Source organism: Rhodococcus sp. NCIMB 12038 (assembly GCF_002165735.1).
Classification (GTDB): Bacteria; Actinomycetota; Actinomycetes; order Mycobacteriales; family Mycobacteriaceae; genus Rhodococcus_F.
The window spans coordinates 65506-89535 of sequence record NZ_NHML01000019.1 but is presented as its reverse complement, the minus strand read 5'-3'; the positions used below and the strand labels follow the sequence as shown (position 1 = coordinate 89535).

Genomic DNA, 24030 nt, shown 5'->3' with positions numbered 1-24030 from the left:
TGTCCTTTCTTGCTAGGCGCTGGGGCGGTCCGAGGCCAGGGTCCGGATGCGGTTCCTCGCGCCGTACCACCCGATCACCAGCAGCGGGGCGATGATCGCGATGGACCCGACGGTCCAGGTTCCGACGGGGTGATCGAATGCCATCAGTATGACGACGCATCCGAGGAAGACCAGCGTCAGGAGCCCGGTGTAGGGGGCGCCGAACATCCGGAAACTGGGACGGGTGAGGGTGCCGTCCTTCGCGAGTTTCCACAGTTTCAGCTGGCACAGCACGATGACGGCCCAGGCGCTGATGATCCCGAGTGCGGCGAGGTTCAGAACGATCTCGAATGCCTGCGTGGGAACGACGGCGTTGAGTCCGACGCCCAGCAGGATGACGAATCCGGTGAGGGCGATGCCGCCGTACGGCACTCCGGCCTTGTTCATCCGGGCGGCGAACGACGGCGCAGACCCGGCCATGGCCATCGAATGCAGTATTCGCCCGGTGGAGTACAGGCCGGCGTTGAGCGACGACAACGCGGCGGTGAGCACCACGAGGTTCATGATCGCGTCGGCGCCCTGCACGTTGATGGAGCCGAAGAACGTGACGAACGGGCTTTCGCCCGCGTGGTACTCGGTGTACGGGAGCAGCAGCGACAGCAGCAGCACGGATCCGACGTAGAAGACGAGGATCCGGATGATGACCGTGTTGATCGCCTTGGGGATGACCTTCTGCGGGTTCTTCGTCTCGCCTGCGGTGGTGCCCACGAGTTCGATCGAGGCGTACGCGAAGACGACGCCCTGGATCACCACGACGGCGGGCAGCAGGCCGTTGGGGAAGAGTCCGCCGTTGTCGGCGATCATGCTGAAGCCCGAGGTGTGGCCTTCGATCGGCGTTCCGAACAGTACGAAGTAGATTCCGAAGCCGAGGAACGCGGCCAGGGCGACGACCTTGATCAGCGCGAACCAGAATTCCAGTTCGCCGAACACCTTGACGGACAAGAGGTTCAGCCCGAGGACGAGGACGACGGCGGCCAGGGCGAAGACCCATTGGTCGACGTTCCCGAGCGGTGCCCAGTACTTCTTGAAGAAGTTCATGTACAGCGCGACGGCGGTGACGTCGACGACGGCCGTCATCGCCCAGTTCATCCAGTACAGCCAGCCCGCGGCGAAGGCCATCTTCTCGCCGAAGAATTCGCGGGAGTACGACACGAACGACCCGGAGGTGGGCCGGTGCATGACGAGTTCGCCGAGGGCCCGCAGGATCAGGAACGCGAAGAACCCGCAGAGTGCGTAGACGAGGACGAGTGCGGGCCCGGCCTGCTGGAGGCGTCCGCCCGCGCCCATGAACAGGCCGGTGCCGATCGCTCCGCCGATCGCGATCATCTGGATTTGTCTCGGGCCGAGTGCTTTCCGGTAGCCGAGGTCTTCCTCGACGAAGACGTCTCCCGAGGTGTCGTCCTTCTCGATCGTCACGAGACAACCTCCGCGGCGGCGGCGACGGGCGTCTGCCGCGGCGCACCGGACGCTCTCAGGTTGGCGAGATGCTCGGGGCTCAGGAGCCGGTCGAGTTCGTCCCGGTCGAGCAGTCCCGCCTCGATCACGAGGTCGGCGACCCTGCGGCCGGAGATCAAGGCCTCCTGCGCGATCCGGGTCGACGCGGTGTACCCGATGTACGGGTTGAGCGCGGTGACGAGCCCGATGGAGTCCTCGACCCGGGCGCGCAGCAGGTCGGTGTTGGCCGTGATGCCGAGCACGCAGCGGTCGGCCAGGATCCGGCAGGCGGCGCCGAGGTGGCGCATCCCCTCGGAAAGGGAGTGCACGATGATCGGCTCGAACGCGTTGAGCTGGAGCTGACCGGATTCGGCGGCCATCGTGATGGTGACGTCGTTGCCGATGACCTCGTAGGCCACCTGGTTGAGGACTTCCGGGATCACCGGATTGACCTTGCCGGGCATGATCGACGAACCGGCCTGTACCGGGGGGAGATTGATCTCGTTCAGTCCCGCGCGCGGTCCCGACGACAGCAGGCGGAGGTCGTTGCACACCTTGGACAGCTTGACGGCGATCCGCTTGAGCACGCCGGAGAGGTGGACGAACTGACCGACGTCCTGGGTGGCCTCGACGAGGTCCGTGGCCAGGACGAGGGGGAGTCCGGTGAGGTCCCGCAGCGTGTCGCACGCGGCCTCGGCGTAGCCGGCGGGTGCGTTCAGGCCCGTGCCGATCGCGGTGGCGCCGAGGTTGATCTCGTGGACGAGGAGAGCGGCCTCGCCGAGGCGGGCGCGGTCCTCGTCGATCATCACCGAGTAGGTGGCGAACTCCTGCCCGAGTGTCATCGGTACCGCGTCCTGGAGTTGGGTGCGCCCCATCTTCACGGTGTCGGCGAACTCCACGGCCTTCGTCGCGAACGCGTCCTGCAGGACCCGCAGTGCGTCGAGTAGGTCGTCGATCGCGAAGATCGTCGCGATGTTGACCGCGGTGGGGTAGACGTCGTTGGTCGACTGGCTGAGGTTCACGTGCTCGTTGGGGTGGAGTTCCGCGTAGTCCCCGCGTTCGTGGCCGAGGATCTCGAGCGCCCGGTTGGCGATCACCTCGTTGGCGTTCATGTTGGTCGACGTCCCGGCGCCACCCTGGATGACGTCGACGACGAACTGCTCGTGCCAGCGGCCGTCGACGATCTCCCGGCATGCCTGTCCGATCGCGTCGGCGCGGCGGTTGTCGAGGATCCCGAGTTTCTCGTTGGCGCTCGCCGCGGCCCACTTGACGTACGCGAGTCCGCGGATCAGGTAGGGGTTGGTGGAGATCGTGCGGCCGGTGATCGGGAAGTTCTCCACGGCCCGCAGCGTGTGGATTCCCCAGTAGGAATCCGCAGGTACTTGGCGGTCGCCGAGCAGATCGTGTTCTGTTCGCGTTTCGAGCACTTGATCAATTCCTCACGGGGATTCGCGCGCTGTTGCTCTGCACGGATGCGGTGGACGGAGTCTGCTGCTCGAAGAGGGTAGATTCTCGGTCGAGCCACCCGGCTATCCACCTGCCAGGTTGTCAGACAGGTGCAATTGTTACCTCGCTCACTCGCGGTCGTCAACCCGGGGGCCCGCGTCGTGTTGACGCCGCCGCCGGGGCGTGCGCAGAATATCCCCATGAACCTGTCAGACAGCTGGGCAGCCAGGCGCCCTGTCACGGCGCGGGTCAGTGCCGCCGAGGCCGTCCTCGCGGACCTTCGCGACGCGATCACCTCGGGTGAGCTGTCGGTCGGTGAACGACTTCCGTCCGAAGCGTCCCTCGCGGCGCGGCACGGAGTCAGCCGGTCGGTGATCCGGGAGGCCCTGCGGTCCTGCCACGCGCTCGGGCTCACGGAGACGAAGTCGGGCCTCGGGACGTTCGTCGTCAGCGGTTCGATCGCCCGCGACCTCGACTTCGGGAACTACGCGGCCAACGAACTCGTCGAGGCCCGCCCGCACGTGGAGATTCCGGCCGCCGGATGGGCGGCGCAGCGGCACACCGCCGAGGACCTGGCCGCCCTGCGCGGCCTGGTGGACCAGATGCGCGACGAGGACGACCCGCTCGTGTGGGTGTCGCTGGATGCGCAGTTCCACGCGTTCATCGCCCGGACCAGCCGGAACCGCGTGTTCGAATCCGTCATCGTCGACATCCGTGAAGCCCTCACCCGGCAGTCGGAAACGCTGAATCTGGTTGCGGGCCGGCAGCAGAAGTCGAACGACGAGCACGACCGGATCGTGGACGGCATCGCATCCGGAAGCTACGACAAGGCCGCCCGCGCCATGGCCGAACACCTGGACGCGGTGCGGGTCGCACTGGAATCCGTGGTCGGAGAAGCCGGCCCGGACGATCGACAGTAAGGACCGGAATCATTCTCACAGCGAATCCCCTCGACGCTCGGCACGCAAGATCGTGGCTCCTGGTATCCGCTTCGCGGACCGAGGATTTCGACCTCGCCGACCGCAGCGACGCCGACGCCGTCATCCTCGACCTCGAGGACGGTGTGGTCACCGCGGAACGACCAGGCGCCCGGCGGTCGGTCGCCGAGTGGTTGTCCGGTGACGGAGCCGCCTGGGTCCGGATCAACGCCGCGACCACCGAGGACTGGCCGGCCGACGTGGACGCGCTCCGCGGACTTCCCGGACTGCAGGGCGTCATGCTCGCGAAAAGCGAATCCGGGCAACAGGTCCGGGACACGTCCGACCGGCTCGGCGCGGCGGTTCCCGTGCTCGCCCTCGTCGAGTCCGCGCTCGGCATCGAATTCGCGTACGACATCGCGTCCGAGGCCGCCACGCTGCGATTGGCCTTCGGCAGCGGCGATTTCCGGCGCGACACGGGCGCGGGCGCCGAGCCGGACGCGCTCGCCTATGCCCGCGGACGCCTCGTCGTCGCGAGCGCCGCCGCCGGAATCGCGGCACCGATCGACGGACCCACGCTCGTCGACGATCGCGACACCCGGGTCGAGGCCCTGGCCGTCACGCGGTCGATGGGGATGTCCGGGAAACTCTGCATGCACGCCGCGCACACCGGCGACGTCAACCGCGAACTGAGCCCGTCCGCCGAAGACGCGGCATGGGCCGACGAGGTGATCGACCGCCTCGGTGCCGACGGTTCGGGTGTCCGGAGCGGCAGCGACCGACCACAACTCGCACGCGCACTGACCATCCGCACCCGACTGGACGCGCTCCGGCTGTCCTACTAGGCGTAAGGGCTAGTCGTACGGGCCGGAGATCGACGTCTCGGCGAGCCGGGACAGGCCCTCGCGGATGTGGCGTGCCCACAGGCCGCCGATCCCCTCCACCGACTGCAGGTCGGCGGCCGTCGCGGCCAGCAGCGACTGCAGGGTTCCGAACGAGCCGACGAGCCGGTGAATCTGGTTGAACTGCAACCGGGGAACGCGAGTGAGGACGCGGTAGCCGCGGGGGCTCATCGGCGCCTCGAGCGCTTCGATGGTGCCCGGGTAGCCGAACGCCCGCGCCAGCGTCGTGAGGTCGAGAAGGTCTGCGTCCGTGATCCTGTCGAGCGCGGTGAGCGACTTCTCGACGTCCTCGGCGGGCGCCGGGCCGGAACCGGCCAGATAGTCGCGCACGATGAGTTCCCTCGCCACGTCGTTGTCGCCGACGAGTTCCTCGAGTTGCAGTGCGAGCTGCCGCCCGTCCGTCCCGAGTTCGAGCACGTCCTGCTCGATCTCGACGGACACGCGCCGCACCATCTCCAGGCGCTGCACCACGGTCAGGGCGTCGCGGAGCGTGACGAAATCCTCGATCTCCACCACCGACAGCTGGCGGGTCACCTCGTCGAGCCGCGCCTTGTACCGCTCGAGGGTGGCCACCGCCTGATTGGCGCGCGACAGGATCGTGGCGGACCCGTCGATGACGTGCCGGATGCCGCCGACGTACACGCTGACGATGCTCATCGACTGGCTGACCGACACCACCGGGTATCCGGTCTGCATGGCCGTCCGCTCGGCGGCGCGGTGACGGGTGCCGGACTCGACGGTCGGGATCTTGTGGTCGGGCACCAGCTGGACGTTGGCGCGCACGATGCGGGACCCGTCGGTGGACAGGACCACGGCGCCGTCCATCTTCGACAGCTCACGCAGACGGGTCGGAGCGAACTCCACGTCGAGCTCGAAGCCGCCGTCGCAGATCTCTTCCATCTGCTCGTCGTAGCCGAGGACGATCAACGCACCCGTCCGGCCGCGCAGGATGCGTTCCAGACCGTCGCGAAGTGCAGTTCCGGGAGCCAGCCGGGCAATCGTTTCGCGCAGTGCAGACGACGACTCGGCATCGTTCATCGCGCAATACTCCCGCTGAGGTAGACGTCACTTGTCGGGGACCGCCGCGGAAACACGTCCGGACCCGCGTTTAGATTACCTATCCATGAGTGGTACCTGGACTTTGCCCGACGACCTGACACTGCCCGGACTGGTCGACAGCTTTCCCGCCGCAGGTCAGCCGGTGCCGCACCACTGGTCGAGGTGCTTCGGGTGCGGAGACCAGTCGCCCGCCGGGATGTCGATGAGCTTCACCGCCGGGGAGGGTCTCGACGTGTGGGGGCGCCTCGAGGTGGCACCCCGCTACCAGGGCGGTCCGGGGGTGATCCACGGCGGCATCCTCTCGACCGCGTTCGACGAGGCGCAGGGCATGGTGTGCCGGTCGATCGTCGACGGACCGGTGGTCACCGGGCATCTCGAGATCGACTTCGCAAGGCCCATCCCGCTGGGTTCCGTCCTCGAATTCCACGCGCGGGTCGACGGGTCGATCCGCCGCAAGGTGTATACGAGTGCCGAGGCGCGCATCGTCGAGGGACCGACGGCGGACCCGGACGTGGTGGTGGCGACGTCGCGGGGGTTGTTCCTCACCGTCACGGCCGAGCACTTCGAGAAGACGAAGGACTTCGTGGACGGTGTGCCGGAGCGCCCGTTCGGAACGTCGTCGATCTGAGCAGTATCACCGCAGCGACACAGTACAACTGAGCGTCACCGCAGCGACGCGATCGCCGCTGCCAGGTTCCCCACCTCGGTGATCTTCATTCCCTTCGGCGCCGCCCCGGAGTCGAGGGGAACGATGGCGCGGGTGAATCCGAGGCGGTGCGCCTCGGCGAGCCGTCGCCCGACGCCGGGCACGCGGCGCACTTCGCCGGCCAGTCCCACTTCGCCGAGGATCACGAGCCCGTCGGGAACGGGACGGTCCCTCACCGCGGACGCGACGGCGAGCGCCAGCGCCAGGTCGGCGGACGGCTCGGTCATCCGCATGCCGCCGACGGTGGCGGCGTAGACGTCGTTCTTCGCGATCGGCACCCCGCACCGGCGATCGAGCACGGCCAGGACCATGGCCACCCGGGCGCTGTCGAGTCCGCTGACGGCGCGGCGGGGTGCGGGCATGGACGTGGCGGCGACGAGGGCCTGCACCTCGCCGAGGAGGGGCCGTTTGCCGTCCATCATGACGGTGACGGCGGTTCCGGGAACGGCTTCGGCACGGTGGTGGAGGAACAGCCCGGACGGGTCGCTGATACCGGCGATGCCGTCTTCGCGCAGTTCGAAGCAACCGACCTCGTCGGCGGCACCGAAACGGTTCTTCACGCCGCGCACCATCCGCAGCGTGGAATGCTTGTCGCCCTCGAAGTGGAGCACCACGTCGACGAGATGCTCGAGCGACCGCGGACCGGCGACCGCGCCGTCCTTGGTGACGTGGCCGATCAAAAGCACCGGCACCCCGCTGGCCTTCGCGAGGGAGGTGAGGGCGCTGGTCACGGCCTTCACCTGGGTGACGCCGCCGACCACGCCGTCGACGTCCGCGGCCAGCATGGTCTGCACGGAGTCGACGATCAGCAGGGTGGGACGCACCTGCTCCACGTGGCCGAGGATGGTCGCGAGGTCGGATTCGGCGGCGAGATAGACCCGCTCGTGGACGGCGCCGGTGCGGTCCGCCCGCAGTCGCACCTGCCCGGCGGATTCCTCGCCGGTGACGTAGAGGGACCGGTCGTCCGGGCCGCGTCGGGCCCACTGGTGGACCACCTCGAGGAGCAGGGTCGACTTGCCGACGCCGGGTTCGCCGGCGAGGAGGACGACGGAACCGGGCACGACGCCGCCGCCGAGAACACGGTCGAGTTCGTCGATGCCCGTGGGCTTGGCTCGGGTGGACGTGCTGTCGATCTTCGTGATCGGAGTGGCCGGGGTGGACGGAAGGACGGCTCCGGCCCCCGCTTTCGCGAGCGACGCGCCGGGTCGGCTCGCGACGGAAGCGACGATCGGGGCCTCGTCCATCGAGCCCCAGCTACCGCACTCGGGGCACCGCCCGACCCATTTGGGAACCGTGCACTGGCACGACGAGCAGCGGAAGCTGGATTTGAGTTTGGCCACCCGGCCAGCCTAGGTATCGGGTCCGACAGCGGACCCGGGCCTGCTGCTAGTGTCCGCCGCCCTCGGCCTCGGTGCCTGCCGACTTGTCGGAGACGTGCCGCTCCGTCTCGTGGCCCGCGTCGACGGGCACGGACACGGTGATGTCTCCGGCCTTCTCGAACGCGAACGTGACGGGGAAGGTGAGGCCCGGGCGGACGCCTTCCTTCAGGCTGTTCAGGGTGACGAGAACGACATCGGTCGGTGCGTCGGCGGTCTTGTCCGTCTCGGCGGTGGCGTCCGCGCTTGCTTCGGCGTCCCCGACCGGCAGACCGGCGACGAGCGCGCTCTGCGGCGGAATCTCGAGTCCGCCGGACTTCTCGCCGAGGGTGACGGACCCCGCGAAGTCGGTGCTGATGCGGGTCAGCTTGTCCGGGGTGTCCTCGTTGTTGTTGATCGCGGTGAACGCGAGGACGGCGTTGCCGCCCGGCTCGAGGCTGTACTCGGCGGAGTTGGGGTAGACGACGTGCACGTTGCGCAGGGCGATCGACCCGGCCTCCGCGCTGTTGCCGTTGACCGCGGCGACCTGACTCGACGTCTGGGTGATCTGGCCCGCACTGCACGCGGACAGCACGAGGGCTGCGCCGGCAGCGAGAGCGACGGCGGTAGCGACTCGGCGAGTCGACTTGTCGAGAGCAGTCACGAGTTGTCCTCCGGTGTCAGGTTCGCACTTCAACTAGGCAGAGTAGTAGTTCGCCCGCGTGGCCTGCTCGCTGGGTACTCACAATGGTTGTCTGCGTGCGGTTTCGGCGCCGGAGAACGGCCCGATCGGGGTGTCCGGAATGCACGTATCGGGACACCTGTCAACCCCTAGGGTCAGGCCATGATGCCCCTGACCTGCACCGTTGATGCGACCAGGATCCGGACACGTGTTAAACTCGAATGATCGAAAGGGGCACGGGACAGATGATTTTTAAGGTCGGAGACACCGTCGTATACCCCCATCACGGTGCGGCGCTGATCGAAGCTATTGAAACCCGCACCATCAAGGGTGAGCAGAAGGAATATCTCGTTCTCAAGGTTGCTCAGGGCGATCTCACCGTCCGGGTTCCCGCAGACAACGCAGAGTACGTGGGCGTACGCGACGTCGTCGGCCAGGAAGGTCTCGACAAGGTCTTCCAGGTACTGCGGGCTCCGCACACCGAAGAACCCACCAACTGGTCACGCCGCTACAAGGCGAATCTCGAAAAGCTCGCGTCCGGTGATGTCAACAAGGTCGCCGAGGTCGTTCGTGACCTGTGGCGTCGTGAGCAGGACCGCGGCCTGTCCGCGGGAGAGAAGCGCATGCTCGCGAAGGCGCGGCAGATCCTCGTCGGCGAACTCGCACTGGCCGAAGGCACCGACAGCGACAAGGCCGAGACCATCCTCGACGAGGTCCTCGCGGCCGCGTCCTAGACAGTCGCGATTCACACAGTGGCCGAGGCAGAAGGTCCTGTAGTCGCGCTGGTTCCCGCCGCAGGTCAGGGCGTGCGTTTGGGCGAGAACAAGCCCAAGGCATTCGTTGATCTCGGTGGGACGACCATGCTGACACGCGCGGTCGACGGGCTCCTGCAGTCGGGGGCTGTCGACCGCGTCGTCGTGATCGTGCCGGAGGAACTCGTCGAGTCGACGCGCAGCCTCCTCCCCGGTGACGTCACCGTCGTCGCCGGCGGAAGTGAGCGGACGGATTCGGTTCGCGCCGGACTCGCCGTCGCGGACGACGCCGAATACGTCCTCGTGCACGACGCCGCCCGCGCTCTGACGCCGCCGTCGCTCATCGCACGGGTGGTCGCGGAACTGCGGTGCGGCCGCAGCGCAGTCATCCCCGTTCTCCCGGTCGCGGACACCATCAAGACCGTCGACGTTCTCGGCGCGGTCACCGGCACCCCCGAACGGTCCGAACTGCGGGCCGTGCAGACGCCGCAGGGTTTCACCGCGGAACTGCTCCGCCGCGCGTACGCCGCCGCCGACGGCATCGCCACGGACGACGCAGGCCTGGTGGAACGGCTCGGCGAGCGGGTCCGCAGCATCGTCGGAGAACCCACAGCATTCAAGATCACCACGCCGCTGGACCTCGTGCTGGCCCGCGCGCTGGTGGAAGAGGGAGCGCACTAGTGCGAGTCGGAATCGGGACGGACGTCCACCCGATCGAGCTGGGACGGCCGTGCTGGATGGCGGGCCTGCTGTTCGAGGACGAGAACGGCTGCGCGGGTCACTCCGACGGCGACGTCGCCGTCCACGCACTCTGCGACGCCCTGCTCTCCGCCGCCGGCCTCGGCGATCTCGGCTCCGTCTTCGGAACCGGCAGGCCCGAGTGGTCCGGGGTGAGCGGCGCCGCGATGCTCGCGGAGGTCCGCCGGCTGCTGGAAGAGGACGACTTCGGTGTCGCCAACGCCGCGGTCCAGGTGATCGGCAACCGGCCGAAGATCGGACCGCGCCGGAACGAGGCGCAGAAGGTGCTCAGCGACATCCTGGGAGCCCCGGTTTCGGTGTCCGCGACCACCACGGACGGGCTCGGTCTCACCGGCCGCGGCGAGGGGATTGCCGCGATGGCCACCGCATTGGTCATTCCCGATCGAAGCGCCAGGTAGGATCGCTGGTCGTGACCCTGCGCCTATTCGACACCGAGACGCGGGCCTTGCGTGACTTCGCTCCGCTGGCCCCTGGACACGCATCGGTGTACCTGTGTGGCGCCACAGTGCAGGGCGACCCCCATATCGGCCACGTACGCAGCGGCGTCGCCTTCGACGTGCTGCGACGCTGGCTGCTCGCCCACGACTACGACGTGGCGTTCGTCCGCAATGTCACGGACATCGAAGACAAGATCCTGAACAAGGCCGCCGAGGCGGGCAGGCCGTGGTGGGAGTGGGCCGCCACGTTCGAGCGGTCCTTCACGTGGGCCTACCAGCAACTGGGTGTGCTGCCGCCGTCCGTCGAGCCCCGCGCCACCGGGCACATCACGCAGATGGTCGAGATGATGCAGCGCCTCATCGACAACGGCCACGCATACGCGGCGGGCGGCGACGTCTACTTCGACGTCCGCAGCTACCCGCAGTACGGCAGCCTGTCCGGGCACAAACTCGACGACGTGCACCAGGGCGAGAGCGCCGGCGAATGCAAGCGCGACCCCCGCGACTTCACGCTGTGGAAGGCGGAGAAGCCGGGCGAGCCGTCGTGGCCGACGCCGTGGGGCCGTGGCAGGCCGGGCTGGCACCTCGAGTGCTCCGCGATGGCCGAGTTCTATCTCGGGGGTGCGTTCGACATCCACTGTGGTGGCCTGGACCTGGTGTTCCCGCACCACGAGAACGAGATCGCGCAGGCCAAGTGTGCAGGCGACGATTTCGCGCAGTACTGGCTGCACAACGGCTGGGTCACCATGGGTGGCGAGAAGATGTCGAAGTCGCTCGGCAACGTTCTCTCTGTGCCGAACGTGCTGAAAAAGGTTCGGCCGCAAGAGCTTCGGTACTACCTCGGCAGTGCCCACTACCGGTCGATGCTCGAGTACTCCGACACCGCGCTCGACGAGGGCGCGGCCGCGTACCGCCGCATCGAATCGTTCGTCACGCGCACGCAGGAGCGCGCCGGTGAGGTCGAGGTCGGCCGGTGGACGGACGCATTCGCGCGCGCGCTCGACGACGATCTCGCCGTCCCCGCCGCACTCGCCGAGGTGCACGGCAAGGTCCGCGAGGGCAACATCGCGCTCGACGGCGGAGATCTCGAGGGGGCGCGGGCGATCGCGTCGCAGGTCCGGGCCATGCTCGGAATCCTCGGCGTCGACCCGCTGGACGAGCACTGGACTCAGGAGACCGCGGACGCGTCCGCGGCAACCGATGCCCTGGACGTTCTGGTCCGGGCCGAACTCGAGCGCAGGCAGACTGCCCGCGCCGAGAAGAACTGGGCTGTGGCCGACGAGGTGCGTGACCGTCTCATCCGGGCGGGCATCGAGGTCACCGATACCCCCAACGGGCCCGAGTGGTCTCTCAAGGCAGGACAGTAGTAATGGCTGGAAATTCGAGTAGGCGCGGAGCCATCCGCAAGGCCGGCACCAAGAAGGGGCAGGTCGCCGGTTCAGGTGGCCAGCGGCGCAAGGGGCTGGAAGGCCGCGGCGCCACGCCGCCCGCGGAGGCCCGCACCAAGCACCCCGCCGCCAAGCGTGCCGCCCGCGCCGCCCGGGACGCCGAGAAGCAGCCGGGCCGCGGCCGTCAGACCGCAGGCCGCAAGGCGGTCGACGGTCCCGAGAACGTGCTGGGCCGCAACCCCGTCGTCGAGTGTCTGCGCGCCGGTGTCCCCGCGACCGCGCTGTACGTCGCGGTCGGGACCGAGAGCGACGACCGTCTGAAGGAATCCGTCCAGCGCGCGGCCGACGCGGGCATCTCCATCCTCGAGGTTCCCCGCACCGATCTCGACCGGCTCAGCGCCAACGGCATGCACCAGGGCATCGCGCTGCAGGTGCCGCCGTACCGCTACGCGCACCCCGACGACCTGATCGCGGAAGCCCGCAAGCACCAGGAGGCGCCGCTGCTCGTGGCCCTCGACAACATCACCGACCCCCGCAACCTCGGTGCCGTCGTGCGGTCGGTCGCCGCGTTCGGTGGTCACGGTGTGGTCATCCCCGAGCGTCGCAGTGCCTCGGTCACCGCGGTGGCGTGGCGCACGAGCGCCGGCGCCGCAGCGCGTCTGCCGATCGCCCGCGCCACCAATCTCACTCGCACGCTGAAGGATTGGGCGTCCAAGGGCGTCCAGGTGGTCGGGCTCGACGCGGGTGGCGACACCACGCTCGACGAGTTCGACGGCAGCGGCCCGGTGGTCGTCGTGGTCGGCTCCGAGGGTAAGGGACTGTCGCGTCTGGTGCGCGAGAACTGCGACGCCATCCTCAGCATCCCGATGGCAGGCCCCGTCGAATCGCTCAACGCGTCCGTCGCCGCGGGTGTCGTGCTCGCCGACATCGCCCGGCGCCGCCGGAGCTGAGTCCCCGCCCGCCGCCGGAGCTGAATCAGTCACCTCGGGAGCGGCGACGCCACCGCACGGTGGAACCGCACCCGGTGCCCGGGCCGCAACTGCGCGGCGCGCGGCAGGTCGGCCTCGGCGACCACGGCGATCACCGGGTAGCCGCCCGTCACCGGATGGTCGGCGAGGAACAGGATCGGCTGACCGTTCGGCGGCACCTGCAGGGCACCCGCCACCATGGCCTCGCTCGGCATCTCGTCCCGCACCGACCGGTGCAGCGCTCCCGGGCCCTCGAGTCGTGCCCCCACCCGGTTGGTGTCGGAACTGACCGTCCACGTCTCGCGGAGAAGAGCGTCGACGGATGCGGGTGTGAACCAGTCGTCCCGCGGTCCGAGCCGGACACGCATCGTCATCGGGTCCTCGGATGCGACGGGTGGCGGGATGATCTCGTCGGCGGGCCAGTCGCCTACATCCGCGCCGACGAGCAACCGGTCACCCTCGGCGACGGGATCGGGGCCGAGGCCCGACAGCGTGTCGGTGGACCGGCTGCCCATCACCGCGGGCACGTCGAAACCTCCGCGCACCGCGACGTAACTGCGCAGCCCCTCCTGCGCGAATGCGATCTCCAGCAGGTCCCCGGTGTTCAGGTGCAGCATCGTGTAGTCGGGTCGGGGTTTGGCATTGACGGTGACGGGATTGCGGGCGCCCGTGACGGCGACGGAGACGGTTCCGGCCGCCCGCACCGCGAGCCCACCGAGCGTGACCTCCAATGTGGCTGCGTCGGAGTGGTTGCCCACCAACCTGTTTGCGCTGTCGTGCGCGTCGCGGTCGGCGGCACCCGACTCGCCGACACCGATGGACGCGTACCCGGGACGGCCGCGATCCTGCACGGTGGTGAACGGTCCGGTGCGCACGACCTCGAGCCAAGCCATCGTCCGATTGTCCCGCATCCCCGCGCCGTCTGGATACGCTCTGGTCCATGTTGACCGCGACTCTGTACGGCCTCGGCACGGCCCTGCCCCTCCTGATCGGTGCCGTCATCGGCCTGCGCTACGACCTGCCGCGGCCGGTCCTCGCTGCGCTCATGGCGTTCGGTGCGGGAACGATGGTGGCCGCCGTGTCCACCGAGTTGTTCCAGCCCGCGTTCGAGACCGAAGGGATCTGGACGGCAGGCGCGGCCCTGTTCGCGGGGGCACTCGTCTATGTGGTCGCAGACCGGCTCATCGAGAAGAAACTCGGTGCAGGCGCTCTCGGCTGGGCGTTGATGCTCGGTGCGCTGCTCGACGGCATCCCCGAGAACACCGCCCTCGGGGTGACGATCAGCAGCAGTGCGGGCGGGGTGGTACTCCTCGTCGCCATCGCGGTCGGAAACGTGCCCGAAGCGGTCGCGGGCGCGGCGTCCATGCGGTCACAGCCGCACTTCAGCCACGGCCGCGCCCTGTCGGTGTGGGTGGCCACCGCCGTCCTGCTGGTGCTGGTCGTGATCGGCGCCGACGCCGTGTCCGACACCATCTCCGACGGCACCATCGCGACCATCCAGGCGTTCGCCGGTGGCGCGACCATCGCCGTGCTCGCGGACTCGCTGATGCCCGAGGCCTACCGGGAAGGAGGGTGGTGGGTCGGGTTGTCCACCGCGCTCGGGTTCCTCGTCGCGTTCGGCCTCGGCGCCTAGCCTGCTCAGGCGGGCAGTCGGTCAGGCAGGCAGTAGTTTCAGGCAGGCAGTGTCGCGACCAGGTAGCCGTGCGCGGCAGCGACTTCGGTGGACAGCAGCTTGCCGTCGTGGGTGGACAGTCCCTCGGCGAGACCGGGGACGGTCGCTGTCGCTTCCTTCCAGCCCTTGTCGGCGAGCGCGACGACGTACGGCAGGGTCGCGTTGGTGAGGGCGTAGGTGGAGGTGCGGGGGACGGCGCCGGGCATGTTGGCGACGCAGTAGAACACCGAGTCGTGGACCTGGTAGGTGGGTTCGGCGTGGGTGGTGGGCCGCGAGTCCTCGAAGCAGCCGCCCTGGTCGATGGCGATGTCGACGAGCACCGATCCGGGCTTCATCCGCGAGACCAGGTTGTTGGAGACGAGGGTGGGGGCCTTCGCGCCGGGGACGAGGACGGCGCCGATGACCAGGTCCGCGTCGAGGACGGCCTGTTCGAGTTCGAGGGTGTTGGAGGTGATGGTCTTGACCTGGCCGTCGTACTGGGCGTCGATCTCGCGGAGACGCGCGATGGACAGGTCGAGGACGGTGACGTCGGCGTGCATGCCGTAGGCGACGGCGATGGCGTTCTTGCCGGAGACGCCGGCACCGATGACGACGACCTTGGCCGGGCGCACGCCGGGGACGCCGCCCATGAGGACGCCGCGGCCGCCACCCTGGCGCATCAGGTGGTAGGCGCCGGCTTGCGGGGCGAGGCGTCCGGCGACCTCGCTCATCGGGGCGAGCAGCGGCAGGGACCCGTCGGCGCCGACGACGGTTTCGTAGGCGATGGAGGTGGTCTTCGACGCCAGCAGTGCGTCGGTGCAGTCCTTCGACGCGGCGAGGTGCAGGTAGGTGAACAGCACCTGGTCCTGGCGCAGTCGGGCGTATTCCTCGGCGATGGGTTCCTTGACCTTCAGCAGCAGGTCGGCGCTCTCCCAGACCTCGTCGGCGGTCGAGAGGATCTGCGCGCCTGCGGCTTTGAAGTCCGCGTCGGCGAAGGACGATCCGACGCCGGCACCGGCTTCGATGATCACGTCGTGGCCGCGGCCGACGAGTTCGTGGACACCGGCGGGGCTGATGGCCACGCGGTATTCGTGGTTCTTGATTTCGCGGGGGATGCCGATCTTCATGAGAACTCCGTGCTGTTGGAAATTCGATTGGTAGGTGCCAATAGTGAAGAAAGCGATCATTCATGCCAACAGTTCTGAAGATAATTCTCAAAATTGCCGCCACTGCGTGCGGCAATTCGGAGGTGGCGTCACCGGGGCGGTCCTCGTCGAACGATCTTCGGCTTCGCCCCGTGAGTACTTGTTAACCGCCCGACGTTAATAAGTACTCACGGGCGGCGGAGCTGCAGGATCAGCATCGCCGTGTGCAGCGACGTCCGGGACTCGGCGTCGTCGAGGTCGACACCGAGCAGTCGCTCGATCGTGGCCAGCTTCGCGTAGAGCGTGGGGCGCGAGAGGTGGAGCCTCTTCGCGAGTTCCGTCTTGTTGCCGCCGACTTCGAGGAAGCTCCGCAGGACTTCGACGCTGTCGCCGCCGTGTCGCGCCCGATGCTCCAGCAGGCCGCGGAGTTCGGTTTCGGCGAACGCCTGCACTCGCGGATCGGTCCGGATGAGGGCGAGGAGCCCGCGCAACCGGATATCGGCTGCCCGGTGAAAGGCCTTGTCGTCCGGTGGCAACGACAGCGCGACGTCGGCGATGTGCGCGGATTCCGTGAGGCCGCCGGCGGCGTCCAGGAGCCGGGTCGATTCGGGGCCGACGCCGATGGTGCAGTGCAGGACGCCGTCGAGCCGGGTGAGTGCGGCGCGGATCGCCCGACAGAGTTCGGTCAGCGCGCCGGGGGCGGACGCCGGGGGATGGGACAGGAGCAGGTCGATCTGCCCTGCCCGGGTGTTCGCGGTCAGTGCCGTCTGCCGCGACGTCCGGACCGCGTGACGCACGGCGTCGAGCATGCTGACCCGGCGTCGCTGCGCCAGAACCTGGTCGGCGCTTGCGGTTTCGCTGACCCGGACCGTCATCGGCAGGTAGGTCAGTGCCGGCCGGAGGCCAAGGGCGTGGGCGCGTGCGGTCGCCTCGGCCTCGTCCTGGATGCGTCCGCGGCGGAGTTCGTCGATGAGTCCACTCTGGGCCTGCTGCTCGAGCGCGGTCCGGTCCTGTTCGACCATGCGGTGCAGTGCGAGCGCCTGGGCCGCGCGTTCGAGGGTCATCCGCGCGCGACCTTCCGCGGCGACGGGGCGGGGGGCGACGAGTCGTCCCCATTCCTGCCGATGTGCGCCGACGGGCGTCGTCGTCCACGACTCCGGGCCGTCGACCGCCGTCTGATGCGACACGGGAGTCAGCCGAGACCGGCGTTCCCACTCGGCGAGGAGATCCGCCGTCGCGGTGCCCTGCGCCGCGAACGCCAGCACTTGCCGGTTGAGGTCTTCGAGCACGATCGGGGCGCCGAGCATGCCGGCGGCGGCGTCGACGATCTCGCCGAGCGACGCCCGCTTCATGCTGAGGTCGGTGAAGACCTCGTGGGCGTGCCGTGCGAAGGCGACCTCGTCGTACTGCTCCGCGACGATCGACCGGTGTACTGCCTCGGTGACCTCGACGAACTTGATCTGACGGTGCAGCGCGACGACGGGGAACGACAGTCTGTCGGCGGCGCGCGCGACCCCGTCCGGGACGGTGTCGACGTGGACGCCCAGTTCGACGACGAGTCCCGCTGCGCCCGCCGCGGCCAGTCCTTCCAGGTATTCCACGCTCGACGAGTCATCCGCGAGGGGTTGCCCGGTGGTGAGGACGAGTTCGCCGCCCTGGAGGAGGTTGGACAGGTCGGGCAGATCGCTGACGTGCACCCACCGCACCGGCCGGTCGAGTGGTCCGCCGCCGACCACCTCGGGCGTTCCGGCCTGGACGACCGGGAGCGCCAGGATGTCGACGATGGTGGGCAGCATTTACGCAGTGTAAATCAGAAGGCGGATTGCTATACAGATCGTCGGGGTCTGGGGGCTGGTGCACGGACCAGAGTGGAGACATCACGCGATCCGTGCGGATCGCCCCGGTATCCGCTCTCTCGGTAAGGACACCCATTTCATGACACACAACGACGGCGCCGCGCAGACCCGAACGATCTCGCACTCCGGCGAAGGCCGGATCATCTCGCACTCCGGCGAAGGCCGGATCATCTCGCACTCCGGCGAAGGCCGGATCATCTCGCACTGGTTCGACAACAAGAGCTTCGCCGGCACCAGCGGGAACACCGCCCCGGTCACCAACCCGGCCACCGGTGCCGTCACCGGTGAGGTCGCGTTGGCCAGTGTCGAGGACGCCCGCGCNGTCATCGACTCGGCCGCGGCGGCGTTCCCCGGGTGGCGCGACACCTCCCTCGCCAAGCGGACGCAGATCATTTTCAAGTTCCGGGAACTGCTCAACGAGCGCAAGGGTGAACTCGCCGAGATCATCACCTCCGAACACGGCAAGGTCGTCTCCGACGCCCTCGGTGAAGTGAGCCGCGGCCAGGAGGTCGTCGAATTCGCCTGCGGCATCGCGCACCTGCTCAAGGGCGGCATGACCGAAAACGCGTCGACGAACGTGGACGTGCATTCGATCCGCCAACCCGTCGGCCCGGTCGCGATCATCTCCCCGTTCAACTTCCCCGCGATGGTCCCGATGTGGTTCTTCCCCGTCGCGATCGCCGCCGGCAATACGGTGGTGTTGAAGCCGTCGGAGAAGGACCCGACCGCCGCGATCTGGATGGCCGAACTCTGGGCCGAGGCGGGACTTCCCGCCGGGGTGTTCAACGTCCTGCAGGGTGACAAGACCTCCGTCGACGAACTCCTCACCAACCCCGCGATCAAGGCCATCTCCTTCGTCGGGTCCACCCCCATCGCGCAGTACGTGTACGCCACCGGCACCGCCCACGGCAAACGCGTCCAAGCATTGGGTGGCGCCAAGAACCACGCCATCGTCCTCCCGGACGCCGACCTGGACCTCGCCGCCGACGCCATGGTCAACGCCGGCTTCGGATCCGCCGGTGAACGCTGCATGGCGATCTCCGCGCTGGTTGCGGTCGGGGACATCGCCGACGAACTGGTCGCGAAGATCACCGAACGCACCAACACGCTCAAGATCGGTGACGGCACCAAAGATTCCGACATGGGCCCGCTGGTGACCAAGGTGCACCGCGACAAGGTCGCCTCCTACATCGACGCCGGCGAGAAGGACGGCGCCACCATCGTCGTCGACGGCCGGCAGGTACAGCCCGACGGCGGCGCCGACGGATTCTGGCTCGGACCCACCCTCATCGACCACGTCACCACCGACATGAGTGTGTACACCGACGANATCTTCGGACCCGTCCTCTCCGTCATCCGCGTCGACTCCTACGACGAGGCCCTCGAACTGGTCAACTCCAGCCCGTTCGGCAACGGCACCGCCATCTTCACCAACGACGGCGGCGCGGCNCGCCGGTTCCAGAACGAGGTCGAGGTCGGCATGGTCGGCATCAACGTGCCGATTCCGGTTCCGANNGCNTACTACTCCTTCGGTGGCTGGAAGAACAGCCTGTTCGGTGACACCCACGCCCACGGCGCCGAAGGTGTGCACTTCTTCACCCGAGGCAAGGTCGTCACCAGCCGCTGGCTCGACCCGAGCCACGGTGGCATCAACCTCGGCTTCCCCCAGAACAACTGAGCAGGAAAGGACCCACGGCCATGACGACGACAGTCTCCCAGGAACTCCTGCCCACCGGTCAGCCCCTCGACGCGGCCCGTGCCGAGGGTGAGCGCGCCTATGCGCTCGACCGCGCGCACGTGTTCCACTCGTGGTCGGCGCAGGAGCAGATCACACCGATGACGATCCTCGCGTCCGAGGGTTCGTACGTGTGGGACGGTGCCGGGAACCGCATGCTGGACTTCTCGTCCCAGCTGGTCAACACGAACATCGGGCACCAGCACCCCAAAGTCGTTGCCGCCATTCAGGACCAGGCCGCGAAGCTGTGCACCATCGCACCGCAGTACGCGAACGACGCCCGCTCCGAGGCTGCGCGGCTGATCGCCGAACGGACCCCGGGCGATCTGAACAAGGTGTTCTTCACCAACGGTGGCGCCGACGCCAACGAGCACGCCGTGCGGATGGCCCGCCTGCACACCGGCCGCTACAAGGTGCTCTCCCGCTACCGCTCGTACCACGGTGGCACGGACACCGCGATCAACCTCACCGGAGATCCGCGCCGGTGGCCCAACGACTACGGCAACAGCGGAGTCGTCCACTTCCACGGACCGTTCCTGTACCGGTCGCAGTTCCACTCGGAGAACGAGCAGCAGGAAACCGAGCGCGCGCTCGAGCACCTCGACCAGTTGATCCGTCTCGAGGGGCCGAACTCGATCGCGGCGATCGTGCTCGAATCGGTTCCCGGGACCGCGGGGATCATGGTGCCCCCGCCCGGTTACCTGGCGGGCGTCCGCGAGATCTGCGACCGCTACGGCATCGTGTTCATCGCCGACGAGGTGATGTCGGGGTTCGGGCGGACCGGAAAGTGGTTCGCGATCGACCATTTCGGTGTCGTACCCGACCTGATCACGTTCGCGAAGGGCGTCAACTCCGGTTACGTTCCGCTCGGCGGTGTCGCGATCAGCGAAAAGATCGCGGCGACGTTCGCGAACCGGCCGTACCCGGGCGGACTCACCTACTCGGGACATCCGCTCGCCACCGCCGCCGCGGTCGCGACGATCACTGCGATGGAGGACGAGGGGATCGTCGAGAACGCGGCCCGGATCGGTAGCGAGATTCTCGGTCCCGGACTGCGTGGCCTCGCCGACCGGCATCCGTCGATCGGTGAAGTCCGAGGGCTCGGCGTGTTCTGGGCGATCGAACTCGTCGCCGACCGTGCCACGAAGGAACCGCTCGCCCCGTACGGCGCGTCCAGCCCGGCGATGAACGAGGTGATCGCGGCGTGCAAGGCAAGTGGACTGCTGCCGTTCGCAAACTTCAACCGCATTCACGCGGTGCCGCCGTGCACCGTCACCGAGGCCGAGGTCCGTGAGGGTCTCGCGATCCTCGACACGGTTCTCGACATCGCGGACGCACACCGCAACTCCTGACACACCCCGTCCGACGACACACCCGTGTCCCGACACTCGATCCGTCCCGCGGTCAATGGCGCCCGCGGGGCGGATCTTTCTCTTTTCCCCGACAATCACTCGGCGCCCGGATCTCAACGGAGAGAATCTATGAGCTCGATTACGTCCACGCTCGCCCCGTCCCTGCCGGAAGGCTATGTCGAAGAACGGGATCGGCCGCCGGTTCCCGACGTCGCCATCCTCGACCGACTGACCGCAGACGCCTTCGACCTGCACGTCGGCACCGCCGGAACCGGTGAGAATCCGCAGTTCCGGGTCACGCTCTACAGCGGCGGCTCGACCGTGTCGCTCGAGCGGGTGCTCCGCCTTCTCGGAAGTCTCGACCTCGAGGTAGACGACCAACGGACGTCCGTATTCCGCCGCGCCGACGGTCTGATTTGCCGGCTCTACGATTTCCGGGTGTCCGCGGGACCGCTCGTCGCGTCGGCGAAGGCCGCGGGATCCGTCGAACCCGAGGCCGTCGTGGAGGCGTTTCGGGCGATGTGGTCGGGCCGGGCGGAGGCGGATCGGTTCAACGTGCTGGTACTGGCCGCCGGCCTGGACTGGCGGGAGGTCGTGCTCCTGCGCGCCTACGCGCGCTTTCTGCGGCAGAGTGCTCTGCCCTACGACCAGGGCCGGATCGAGGCGGTGCTGCTGTCGCGTCCCGAGTTCGCGTCTGCGCTCGTGGGTTTGTTCCACGCGCACTTCGATCCGCGCGGGCACTCCGCCGACGACGTCGAAACCCGCCGAGCCAGAGTCGAATCACTGCTCGAAGAGGTCGAGGGCCTCGACGCCGACCGGATCCTGCGCGCGTACGTGAATCTCGTCTCTGCGACGACCCGCACCAACTTCTACCGCGACGGGACGCTCGGTCCGACCCGGCCCCAGCTGTCGCTGAAATTCCGCTCCGGCGAGATAGACGAGCTTCCGCGGCCGCGGCCGTTCTACGAGGTCTTCGCGTACTCACCGGACATGGAGGGCGTGCACCTGCGATACGGACCCGTCTCGCGCGGTGGCCTCCGCTGGTCCGACCGCCCCGACGACTATCGCACCGAGATCCTCGGACTCGTCAAGGCGCAGGCGGTGAAGAACGCCGTGATCGTGCCCGCAGGCGCCAAGGGCGGTTTCGTCGTGCGCAACCCGTCGTCCACCGGCCTGGACTGCTACCGGCAGTTCATCTCCGGTTTGCTCGACGTCACCGACAACCGTTCGGACACCGCCGAATCGGTGCACCCGGACGGCGTCGTCTGCCGCGACGGTGACGATCCCTACCTGGTGGTGGCGGCGGACAAGGGCACGGCCACGTTCTCCGACGCCGCCAACGAGGTGGCCCGGAAATACGACTTCTGGCTCGGGGACGCGTTCGCGTCCGGCGGTTCGGTCGGCTACGACCACAAGAAGATGGGCATCACCGCGAAGGGCGCCTGGGTGAGCGTCACCCGGCATCTGGCCGAACTCGGAATCGACGTCGACGGTGACCCGTTCACGGTGGCGGGGATCGGCGACATGAGTGGCGACGTGTTCGGCAACGCCATGCTGGCGACGCCGGGCATCGGACTGGTCGCCGCGTTCGACCACCGGCACATCTTCGTCGACCCCACTCCCGGCCACGAGCAGGCCTTCCAGGAACGCCGCCGGCTGTTCGAACTGCCGAGGTCGTCGTGGGCCGACTACGACCGGACCCTCATCAGCGAGGGCGGGGGTGTCTGGTCGCGGGAGAGCAAGTCGATTCCGGTGAGCAGCCAGATGCGGGCTGCACTCGGGTTGGCGCCGTCGGTGACGACGTTGACGCCGCCGGAGATGATCCGCGCCATCCTCGCCTCCCCGGTGGATCTGCTGTTCAACGGCGGAGTCGGGACGTACGTCAAGGCTGCGTCGGAGTCGCACACGGACGCGGGGGACAAGGCGAACGACAACGTCAGGATCGACGCCGGCCGGCTGCGTGCACGGGCCGTCGCCGAGGGCGGCAACCTGGGCCTGACCGCACTCGCCCGCATCGAATTCGCCCGCACGGGTGGACGCGTCAACACGGACGCACTGGACAACTCGGCCGGAGTGGACTGCTCGGACCACGAGGTGAACATCAAAATCCTGCTCGACTCCCTGCCGGTCGACCGGAGGCTCGATCCGGCCCGGCGCTCGGACCTGCTCGGGACGCTCACCGACGACGTGTCGGAACTCGTCCTCGCGAACAATTGCGCGCAGAACCGGGTTCTCGGTGACGCCCGGTCGAACGCCCACCGGATGGTGGACGTGCACGCACGGATGGTGGGCGCCCTGGTCGACAAGCGCGGTCTGGACCGCGCACTGGAGGCGCTGCCGAACGCCGAGGGCTTCACTGAACTGTCGGAGGCGGGGCTCGGGCTGACCTCACCGGAACTCGCGACCCTCCTCGCACACGCCAAGCTGGATCTGAAAGCGGAACTGGAGGATTCGGACGTCTTCACCGACGGGTACTTCTCCGGACGGCTCGGCGCGTACTTCCCGGCCGCACTGCGGTCCGTTCTCCCCGTCGACGCGCACCCCCTCCGCCAGGAGATCCTCGCCACCGAGATCGTCAACGACATCTTCGCCCGCGGCGGTCTCACCTACGCGTACCGGTTGCGCGAAGAGACGGGGGCCGGGCCCGCGGATGTGGTGCGCGCGTTCGTCATCACGTCGGAAGTGTTCGGGCTCGCGGAACTCTGGGCCGACATCGCCGCGGCGAAACTGCCACCGGCGACGGAGTACGAACTGGTTGTCGAGGCCCGCAGGTTGCTCGACCGGGCGTCGCGGTGGTTCCTCGCCAACCGACGTCAGCCGCTGTCGGTGGACGCCGAGATCGCCGAGTTCCGGCGTGCCGTCCACACGCATTCCGGTGATGTCGGCGGATGGCTCCGCGGCGCAGAGGCGCTGGCGATGGAGGAGTCGCGGCGCATCTACGACGAGGCGGGCGTCGAGACGTCCATCGCCCGGCGTATCGCGGACGGCCTCTACCGGTTCAGCCTGCTCGACATCGCCGACGTCGCCCGCGAACTGGACCACGACGTCGCCGAGGTGGCACCGCTCTACTTCGCGCTGTCCGATCACCTCGGTGTGGATCGGTGGCTGATCAAGGTGTCGGCGCTTCCGCGGGGTGAACGCTGGCACACGCTCGCCCGGGTGGCGCTGCGTGACGACCTGTACCGCTCCGTCCGGCTCCTGACCCGCGATGTGTTGTCCTCGGGCGAACCCGGGGATTCGGCGGACTCCCGGATTCTGCTGTGGGAGAGCACGAATCGGGCGAGGATCGAGCGTGCTCGCCGGACCCTGGGGGAGATCGACGCCGCGTCCACCCACGATCTCGCGTCGCTGTCGGTCGCGGCGCGCCACGTGCGGTCCATGGCCGACGGGCACTGATTCCACGCACAAAATGGGGGCGAATGTACCTCTCGGCGTTTCCATCGCGTC

The 24030-nt window shown here is 68.3% G+C and carries 20 protein-coding genes; 12 read left to right on the top strand and 8 right to left on the bottom strand.

All coding sequences use genetic code 11. From position 1 onward, the window contains the following. Positions 1–12: 12 nt before the first annotated feature. On the bottom strand, positions 13–1455 hold the full coding sequence (locus CA951_RS26905) for an amino acid permease (protein WP_087559733.1): 1443 nt from the start codon (positions 1453–1455) through the stop codon (positions 13–15). Next, positions 1452–2900, bottom strand: coding sequence for an aspartate ammonia-lyase (locus tag CA951_RS26900; protein ID WP_087559732.1), 1449 nt, complete (start codon positions 2898–2900; stop codon positions 1452–1454). The genes CA951_RS26905 and CA951_RS26900 overlap by 4 nt, the downstream gene beginning before the upstream one ends. Positions 2901–3119: 219 nt before the next feature. On the opposite strand from CA951_RS26900, the gene CA951_RS26895 reads away from it, so the two are divergent. Together CA951_RS26895 and CA951_RS26890 are read left to right on the top strand one after the other, a co-directional pair. After that, positions 3120–3839, top strand: a complete 720-nt coding sequence (locus CA951_RS26895; protein WP_087559731.1) for a FadR/GntR family transcriptional regulator — start codon at positions 3120–3122, stop codon at positions 3837–3839. A gap of 8 nt (positions 3840–3847) precedes the next feature. Continuing rightward, entirely contained in the window at positions 3848–4681 is an 834-nt protein-coding gene (locus CA951_RS26890) for a CoA ester lyase (RefSeq protein ID WP_179220321.1), read from the top strand. Between the two features lie 9 nt (positions 4682–4690). On the opposite strand, the gene disA is transcribed toward CA951_RS26890, so the two are convergent. Continuing rightward, a complete protein-coding gene (disA, locus tag CA951_RS26885) occupies positions 4691–5776 on the bottom strand; it encodes a DNA integrity scanning diadenylate cyclase DisA (protein ID WP_012691546.1) in 1086 nt (361 codons plus the stop codon). Positions 5777–5861: 85 nt separating this feature from the next. On the opposite strand from disA, the gene CA951_RS26880 reads away from it, so the two are divergent. Then, the gene (locus tag CA951_RS26880) at positions 5862–6425 is read left to right on the top strand and encodes a PaaI family thioesterase (protein WP_087559729.1); all 564 of its coding nucleotides are present in this window, start codon (positions 5862–5864) and stop codon (positions 6423–6425) included. A gap of 35 nt (positions 6426–6460) precedes the next feature. On the opposite strand, the gene radA is transcribed toward CA951_RS26880, so the two are convergent. Then, complete coding sequence (gene radA, locus CA951_RS26875) at positions 6461–7843, bottom strand: DNA repair protein RadA (protein WP_087559728.1); 1383 nt, start codon at positions 7841–7843, stop codon at positions 6461–6463. 46 nt (positions 7844–7889) lie between these two features. After that, a complete protein-coding gene (locus CA951_RS26870) occupies positions 7890–8522 on the bottom strand; it encodes a hypothetical protein (protein WP_087559727.1) in 633 nt (210 codons plus the stop codon). Positions 8523–8785: 263 nt separating this feature from the next. On the opposite strand from CA951_RS26870, the gene carD reads away from it, so the two are divergent. Genes carD through rlmB form a run of 5 tightly spaced genes read left to right on the top strand, consistent with a single transcriptional unit; the run spans position 8786 to position 12826 of the window. Beyond that, a complete protein-coding gene (carD, locus tag CA951_RS26865) occupies positions 8786–9274 on the top strand; it encodes an RNA polymerase-binding transcription factor CarD (RefSeq protein ID WP_005262216.1) in 489 nt (162 codons plus the stop codon). Between the two features lie 18 nt (positions 9275–9292). Continuing rightward, positions 9293–9973, top strand: a complete 681-nt coding sequence (gene ispD / locus CA951_RS26860; RefSeq protein ID WP_087559726.1) for a 2-C-methyl-D-erythritol 4-phosphate cytidylyltransferase — start codon at positions 9293–9295, stop codon at positions 9971–9973. Then, complete coding sequence (gene ispF, locus CA951_RS26855; RefSeq protein WP_087559725.1) at positions 9973–10449, top strand: 2-C-methyl-D-erythritol 2,4-cyclodiphosphate synthase; 477 nt, start codon at positions 9973–9975, stop codon at positions 10447–10449. The genes ispD and ispF overlap by 1 nt, the downstream gene beginning before the upstream one ends. An 11-nt stretch (positions 10450–10460) precedes the next feature. Then, positions 10461–11855, top strand: a complete 1395-nt coding sequence (gene cysS / locus CA951_RS26850; RefSeq protein WP_087559724.1) for a cysteine--tRNA ligase — start codon at positions 10461–10463, stop codon at positions 11853–11855. A gap of 2 nt (positions 11856–11857) precedes the next feature. Further along, positions 11858–12826, top strand: coding sequence for a 23S rRNA (guanosine(2251)-2'-O)-methyltransferase RlmB (gene rlmB / locus CA951_RS26845; RefSeq protein WP_087559723.1), 969 nt, complete (start codon positions 11858–11860; stop codon positions 12824–12826). Between the two features lie 29 nt (positions 12827–12855). Here rlmB and CA951_RS26840 read toward each other — a convergent pair whose 3' ends face one another. Beyond that, complete coding sequence (locus tag CA951_RS26840; RefSeq protein ID WP_087559819.1) at positions 12856–13737, bottom strand: biotin-dependent carboxyltransferase family protein; 882 nt, start codon at positions 13735–13737, stop codon at positions 12856–12858. A gap of 47 nt (positions 13738–13784) precedes the next feature. Between CA951_RS26840 and CA951_RS26835 the strand changes: the two genes are divergently transcribed. After that, entirely contained in the window at positions 13785–14477 is a 693-nt protein-coding gene (locus tag CA951_RS26835; RefSeq protein WP_087559722.1) for a ZIP family metal transporter, read from the top strand. Between the two features lie 38 nt (positions 14478–14515). Here the strand turns inward: CA951_RS26835 and ald are convergent, their stop codons facing one another. Both ald and CA951_RS26825 read right to left on the bottom strand, forming a co-directional pair. Next, the gene (ald, locus tag CA951_RS26830; protein ID WP_087559721.1) at positions 14516–15622 is read right to left on the bottom strand and encodes an alanine dehydrogenase; all 1107 of its coding nucleotides are present in this window, start codon (positions 15620–15622) and stop codon (positions 14516–14518) included. Between the two features lie 206 nt (positions 15623–15828). Next, positions 15829–17436: a PucR family transcriptional regulator ligand-binding domain-containing protein gene (locus CA951_RS26825; protein ID WP_087559720.1), complete on the bottom strand. Its 1608-nt coding sequence runs from the start codon at positions 17434–17436 to the stop codon at positions 15829–15831. 139 nt (positions 17437–17575) lie between these two features. Here CA951_RS26825 and CA951_RS26820 point away from each other — a divergent pair, with 139 nt between their 5' ends. The 3 genes from CA951_RS26820 to CA951_RS26810 all read left to right on the top strand — a co-directional run bounded on the left by CA951_RS26820 (position 17576) and on the right by CA951_RS26810 (position 23979). Next, positions 17576–19174 carry a CoA-acylating methylmalonate-semialdehyde dehydrogenase gene (locus CA951_RS26820; RefSeq protein WP_256974096.1) on the top strand — a complete coding sequence of 533 codons (1599 nt, stop codon included), beginning with the start codon at positions 17576–17578 and terminating at the stop codon, positions 19172–19174. A 20-nt stretch (positions 19175–19194) separates the two neighbouring features. Continuing rightward, on the top strand, positions 19195–20583 hold the full coding sequence (locus tag CA951_RS26815) for an aspartate aminotransferase family protein (RefSeq protein WP_087559719.1): 1389 nt from the start codon (positions 19195–19197) through the stop codon (positions 20581–20583). Positions 20584–20712: 129 nt separating this feature from the next. Beyond that, positions 20713–23979, top strand: coding sequence for an NAD-glutamate dehydrogenase domain-containing protein (locus tag CA951_RS26810; RefSeq protein ID WP_087559718.1), 3267 nt, complete (start codon positions 20713–20715; stop codon positions 23977–23979). Positions 23980–24030: the final 51 nt, after the last annotated feature.

Coding starts and splice junctions, on each gene's coding strand:
- CA951_RS26895 (WP_087559731.1), top strand. CDS start 3,120: ATGAACCTGTCAGACAGCTGGGCAGCCAGGCGCCCTGTCACGGCGCGG.
- disA (WP_012691546.1), bottom strand. CDS start 5,776: ATGAACGATGCCGAGTCGTCGTCTGCACTGCGCGAAACGATTGCCCGG.
- CA951_RS26880 (WP_087559729.1), top strand. CDS start 5,862: ATGAGTGGTACCTGGACTTTGCCCGACGACCTGACACTGCCCGGACTG.
- carD (WP_005262216.1), top strand. CDS start 8,786: ATGATTTTTAAGGTCGGAGACACCGTCGTATACCCCCATCACGGTGCG.
- rlmB (WP_087559723.1), top strand. CDS start 11,858: ATGGCTGGAAATTCGAGTAGGCGCGGAGCCATCCGCAAGGCCGGCACC.
- CA951_RS26840 (WP_087559819.1), bottom strand. CDS start 13,737: ATGGCTTGGCTCGAGGTCGTGCGCACCGGACCGTTCACCACCGTGCAG.
- CA951_RS26835 (WP_087559722.1), top strand. CDS start 13,785: ATGTTGACCGCGACTCTGTACGGCCTCGGCACGGCCCTGCCCCTCCTG.
- ald (WP_087559721.1), bottom strand. CDS start 15,622: ATGAAGATCGGCATCCCCCGCGAAATCAAGAACCACGAATACCGCGTG.
- CA951_RS26825 (WP_087559720.1), bottom strand. CDS start 17,436: ATGCTGCCCACCATCGTCGACATCCTGGCGCTCCCGGTCGTCCAGGCC.
- CA951_RS26815 (WP_087559719.1), top strand. CDS start 19,195: ATGACGACGACAGTCTCCCAGGAACTCCTGCCCACCGGTCAGCCCCTC.
- CA951_RS26810 (WP_087559718.1), top strand. CDS start 20,713: ATGAGCTCGATTACGTCCACGCTCGCCCCGTCCCTGCCGGAAGGCTAT.